Source organism: Roseburia sp. AM23-20 (assembly GCF_003470905.1).
Taxonomy (GTDB): Bacteria; Bacillota; Clostridia; order Lachnospirales; family Lachnospiraceae; genus Roseburia; species Roseburia rectibacter.
Window position 1 is genome coordinate 1 of record NZ_QRHS01000048.1, and the last position, 5,923, is coordinate 5,923.

The following is a 5,923-nucleotide window of genomic DNA, read 5'->3' on the forward strand; positions in this document are numbered from 1 at the left end:
AAAAAAAGAGACCGAGGTACAGCTTCTGAAAGACAAGCAGAAAGAACTGGAATTTATGAACGCAATGCTTTCAGACCGTCTTGCGCTTGCACAAAGAAGACGTTTCGGTTCTTCCAGTGAAAAATACGCAGATGGATATGAACAGATGGATCTGTTTAATGAGGCTGAGACCAATGCAGATATGGATACTGCTGAGATTGAAGAGGAAATCGTGATTCCATCGCACAAACGGAAAAAACGCACCGGCAAAAAAGAAGAAGATCTCTCTAATTTCGAAGTAACAGAAACAATCGAATATAAACTGGCCGGCGAAGACCGCTATTGTCCGGACTGTGGAACAAAGTATAAAGTCGTCACAAAAGAAGTCGTAAAACGACTGAAATTCATCCCCTCCACCTTTGAAGTGGTGGAAGAAGTAACCTATGTATACAGTTGTCCAAAATGTGGTGCTATGATCCGGCCGGAAAAAGAGTTTCCGCTGATCAAGGGAAGCATTGCTACACCTTCGCTGGTTGCCGGAATCATGAATGCAAAGTATGTCAATGGCATGCCGCTGGCAAGACAGGAACGGGAATTCGCAAGGTATGACTTAAATCTTTCAACAAAAACAATGGCAAACTGGATCATCAGCTGTGCAGACCGGTATCTGGGACTGCTTTATGGGCAGATGAAGGAAGAATTCCTAAAGAGCAGATACATCCATTGCGATGAAACCAGGATCCAGGTGATTGATGAACCAGATCAGAAAGGATCATCTCAAAACTGGATGTGGGTATATCTGACAGATCATTACAGTGAAGCCCCACAGATGGTTCTCTTTGATTATGAGAGAACGCGTGCCGGATATCACCCGGTAAACTTCCTTGGAGATACATTTCATGGATATCTGACGTGTGATGGATATCAGGCGTATCATGGACTGAACGATTCCATCACCGTAACCGGATGCTTTACCCATGCGAGACGCCGTTTTGATGCTGCACTCACGGCATTAAAAAAGGATTTCACAAAGGAGCAGCTGAAAGAAACAGTTGCATATCAGGCAATGACGAGGATCGGAATCCTGTATAAAGTAGAGGAACTGATCAAAGATAAGACACCGGAAGAACGGTATCAGGAACGTCAGAAACAGTCACGTCCAGTGGTGGATGCCCTGTTTGAATGGCTGCATTCGATGGAAGATTCTGTAGACAGATCTTCCCTTATTGGTGATGCCATTTTATATACGCTGAATCAGGAAACCTATCTTCGCAGGTACTTGGATGATGGGCATCTGAGCATTGATAATAATGGTGCGGAGCGTGCAATCAAAAATTTTGCAGTAGGCCGCCGGAATTGGCTGTTTGCCAAGAGTATCCGTGGTGCAGATGCCAGTGCTGTTGTTTATAGTATCGCAGAAACAGCCCTGCTGAATGGTCTGAAGCCGTATGTATATCTTTCCTATGTATTAGAAGAGCTTCGTAAAATGGGACCTTTTCCAAAGCCGGATGATCTAAATCGGCTTTTGCCATGGTCAAATGAATTACCGGAAGGATTTCGAACCAAAAAGAAGAAATAAAATGTGCCGCCCTGATGGGCGGCATGTTTTAAATAATCAAGGTACAGATGATTACGTACTTACAATATATAAAGTGTTGTAAATATATTCGTTGTTTTGAACAGCGCTTTTCGGTATAATAAAACTTAAGAAGTAGTGCGGATTTTATAGGATCATAGCTATGTTAACTATATTTCCGGTATCTGATAAAAAAATTGAAATGAAGTATTAAAGAAGCGCTAAGAAAGAGAGTATGTTTTCCTTATTAGAAGTGGTAGGAGCAGATTTGTGGTGATGGATATAGAAGATTACTTGTGAAATAAATTACAAAGTAAGATTTAGAGAAAAAGCAAGAGACTGAGGTGGTGGTCAAGGAAGGAAACGATTGGTGTTTAAGATGAATTTAACAAATGGTTGGAGAATAGGGTATGATGAAGTTACGGAATAGTCCGTTAGTAGTAAAGAATTTGAAATCTATTAAAGAGTTTATTGCTGAGGAGGATAATGAAGATAAGGTATTGGAAACTGTGCAGGAGATTTATCGGATGATAAATCGGTATCAATGGAAGAATAAGAATATATGTTTATGGAGGTATATATGATACAGATAGATATTTGTGTAGGTGAGGATAAAAGTACGACTGAAAAAGGAAGAGTGCTTGAACACTTAGTGGCAAAATTGTTGGAAATACAACAATATGATGTTGTTGAAACGATTAGAGTTACTGGAATGGAAATAGATGTGTTGGCTAAACATAGGATTAACAATTCATCATTACTTGTGGAATGCAAAGCATGGGAAAGCCCTTTGCCAGCAGATGTCATTAGTAAATTAATGGGTAATGTATATTTAAGAAATGTAGATCAGGGATGGTTAGTAACAACAGGTCCTTTGTCAAAGGATGCTCGTGGAATAAAGGTAGAATGGGAAAACAGGTGGGATTCCGAAAGAAAAAAATTTTCATTTTACACATGTGACAGAATAATTGAGCAATTGATAGCAGCACGAATTATAGTTCCGTTTCAAGATGTTACTACTGTAATCAAGAATGATGTGATGGCTGAAGATATTGTATTAATGTTAACAGAAAAAGAATTTTTCTGGATAATTCCAATAATTGATGCTATATATAATACTATTAACAAAGTATATGTATTTAATGCTCGAAATGGTGAACAGTGTGTTGATAAAAGTCAAATTAACTTGTTGAAACACAAGTCAAATTATTATAGTGACGCAATTTGGACAGATGATATGTCTCATAATATGGTTGTTGATAATAGCAAAATGGAAGTGGAAGTAAATAGTATTGTACCTGTTATTGGAGGTGATGATTGGGAGGATTACCGACCTGCTAGACCAGAGGATTTTGTGGGAAGAAAAAAGCTTATTCAAGGTATTTTCAGATACTTTGATGCGGTGTTAGATGGGAAAACTAATACTAGATTGTTTTCTATAACGGCACCCTCTGGTATGGGTAAAAGTTCACTAATATTAAAAATTGCATCGATGAGTCATTCGAGAAGGAGACAAAAAAAATATTTTATATATGCATTGGATTCAAGAACTGCAATATCATCAAGGTATGTAGAGCTATCAGTAAAATCTTGTTTTGAACAAGCTGATAAAGAAGGCTTTACGGATGTTGAAACCAGAAATTTGGAAGTTTCGTCTATTAGCCAAATGCTTCAATGTGATAGTGTAAATAGAACATTAGATTATTTAAATAAGCAAGGAAAAGTAATAGTATTAGTTTTTGATCAATTTGAAGAATTATTTTCAAAGAAAGAGCTGTATCCTATATTTGAAAAAGTAAAACAGTTATCCAATATTGTAGATCAGCTAAATTCTAATATTATTGTGGGCTTTTCATGGAAAACGGATTTAACTATACCAGCTGATCACCCGGCATATTATATGTGGTCTAATTTGTCAGACAGGAGGAGGGAATTTGATTTACCACAGTTTAAAGCAGCTGAGATTAAGGGAGCTATTAGAGTATTTGGAAGTCATTTGGGTGAAGATATCAATCCTGTTTTAAGAAATTATTTGTCAAAACAATGTCAAGGATATCCTTGGTTATTAAAAAAACTATGTATTCACGTTTTTAAGTTAATAAACGAAGGTAATGACCAGGATACAGTTATTGGACAAAAGTTAAATATTGTTGATTTGTTTGAGCGAGATATTAATGAATTAACACCGGAAGAACATAAGTGTGTTTTAGAAATCGCTAAAGATTCTCCAGCTGATTATTTTAAGATTGCTGATTTGTTTGGTAGTGAAGTAACCCAAGTACTAATAAATAAGAGAATAGTTATTAGAAGGGCATCAAGACTTACTTTATATTGGGATATATTTAAAGATTATGTTATTGAAGGAAAAGTCCCTAATATTTTATTAGATTATATTCCACAACAACAATATGCAACATTTGCCCAAATTACAAAATGTCTTTTAGAAACAGGCAATATGACAACAGATGTATTAGCTTCAAAAGTGGATATGAAGATTTCTACAATTGATAATTATTTAGTTGATTCTGTAATGTTTGGACTTGTAAAAAAGGTAAATGGAAAAGTATCATTAACAACTACAAGTGAGAGAGAAATTATTTTGTCATTGCGAATGTTTTTTTATAAACATCTCATATATATAGAATTGAAAAATAACTATTTGCAAGATTTTAATTATTCTGACTATTTTAAACGTTTTGAAAGCGTATATGAGAACAGTGTATTGGCAGAAAAGACTCAAAAAATATATGCTGCTAAATTGTTGAATTGGTTAGTTAATTTGGGAATGGTGGAAACTCGAAGCGATTCAAGTTTTGCAATAGCGAATGCGCCTAGAGAGGTAAATTTATCATCTAGAAGCCAAAGTAGAAGAAGTAGAGATAGTATGAATGGCGTTAGTATTCATAATTTGTTTTGGGGAGAAACATCTCCTGAAGTGTTAGAACAAACATATATTTCGATCCAAAATAAGGAACTCACCTTTCAAGATTTAAAAAAGATGGGATATAGAAATTCGGTAAGCGTACTATGGTCCTTTGGCGGATTAGAAAAGAAAAATGGCATATATTATGTGAGTGATACATTAGAAAATGTATACAAAAATATACAAAGTACAGAAAATATACAATTGGCTATGAAAATAGTAAGTGAAAATCCTAAAATAACAGAAAAGGAAATGGGTGAAATATTGGAAAAGAAATATAATAAACGTTGGCAAGAAAGTTCAAGGATAAGATATGGGAGTGCAGTTCGACGATGGGCGAGATATTTTTTAAATGTAGATAGTAAACAAAAAGAGTAATATAAGCGGTTACAGACACAATAGTGCTAAAAGCGTATTGACAACAAAAAATTGATTAATTGAATATAGGATGCGAAAGGAAGTTGGAAATGAGCAGTGATTTGAGTGACCTTGAAATGGCAAAAAAGCGTGATCATAAGATTATAATCACAGACGAGGCAATTAACAAAGTGCCACTTGTTCAGTATAAAGAGATACCGGAAACAGAATATGATAATCTTCGGGAACTGGCAAGACAAGTTCTACAAATTTCTAAAGACGAAAATGATTCCAATGAAGTGGCAGTAACATATAGTCTCGAAAGTGCGCAGTTGATAGAAAAAGGCGAACGCTATCTTGGAATTGCACTGGGGGCAGAGCATGATGTTGATCCTTTGAGTGATTCTACATCTTATCATTTGATACGTGCTTCCAGAGATTGTGTTGTCTTGGTGCTGCATAATCACCCATCGTTGTCGGCTTTTTCCTTGTCAGATATCCAGTTTTTGCTTAGATATGAGACAGTTAAACTTATGGTTGTCGTTACGAATTTGGGAAATGTATCATATCTGGTAAAAAATAGTAAATATGATTTTGAAAAAGCAGTTGTTTTGCTTAATGAAGCAATAGACTTAAATAACAAGGCAAAAAATATAAAAGATTTACAGGAAGCAGCAGATTATTTTCTGAAAAGCTGTTATAATGTAGGTATAAACTATGAGAAGTGATAAGGAGGTGCATATCATGATGGAAGAACATGTAGTATTAAGTGAACGACCGGAGGATCAGTTAAAAGCTGTAGAATGGGCACGTGAACAAAAGAAGAAAATTCTTGATGATAAGAGCAGACGTATTGCAGATGCACTCATGGAGAAAATGACACCTTTGATAATGAAGAATGGTATACAGAAATAGTGTGGGTACAATATGGGTACACTAGAAATGCAACTATATAAATGACATGCTAAATCGCATCAAAATGATACGGTTTAAAAACGCAATAACAATAGAGAGTATCCCAAAGTTTGTGTAAACCTCCAAACTGATGTAAGATAAAATTACTCAGTTTGGAGGTTATTTTTATGGCA

General features: G+C 35.5%; 4 protein-coding genes. All 4 read left to right on the forward strand.

Annotated features, from left to right (window positions below; translation table 11 throughout):
* On the forward strand, positions 1-1,558 hold a 1,558-nt coding region (gene tnpC / locus DW650_RS18945; RefSeq protein ID WP_118210854.1), incomplete at its 5' end, for an IS66 family transposase.
* 577 nt (positions 1,559-2,135) lie between these two features.
* Positions 2,136-4,856 (forward strand): restriction endonuclease, encoded by a 2,721-nt coding sequence (locus tag DW650_RS18955; protein ID WP_158576252.1) that lies wholly within the window; start codon positions 2,136-2,138, stop codon positions 4,854-4,856.
* A gap of 89 nt (positions 4,857-4,945) precedes the next feature.
* Complete coding sequence (locus DW650_RS18960) at positions 4,946-5,563, forward strand: hypothetical protein (RefSeq protein ID WP_243103026.1); 618 nt, start codon at positions 4,946-4,948, stop codon at positions 5,561-5,563.
* Between the two features lie 16 nt (positions 5,564-5,579).
* Complete coding sequence (locus DW650_RS19630; protein WP_158576253.1) at positions 5,580-5,750, forward strand: hypothetical protein; 171 nt, start codon at positions 5,580-5,582, stop codon at positions 5,748-5,750.
* Positions 5,751-5,923: the final 173 nt, after the last annotated feature.

What these genes read in the sequence shown, in the direction of transcription:
- DW650_RS18960 (WP_243103026.1), top strand. Translation starts at nt 4,946, where the DNA reads ATGAGCAGTGATTTGAGTGACCTTGAAATGGCAAAAAAGCGTGATCAT.
- DW650_RS18955 (WP_158576252.1), top strand. Translation starts at nt 2,136, where the DNA reads ATGATACAGATAGATATTTGTGTAGGTGAGGATAAAAGTACGACTGAA.
- DW650_RS19630 (WP_158576253.1), top strand. Translation starts at nt 5,580, where the DNA reads ATGATGGAAGAACATGTAGTATTAAGTGAACGACCGGAGGATCAGTTA.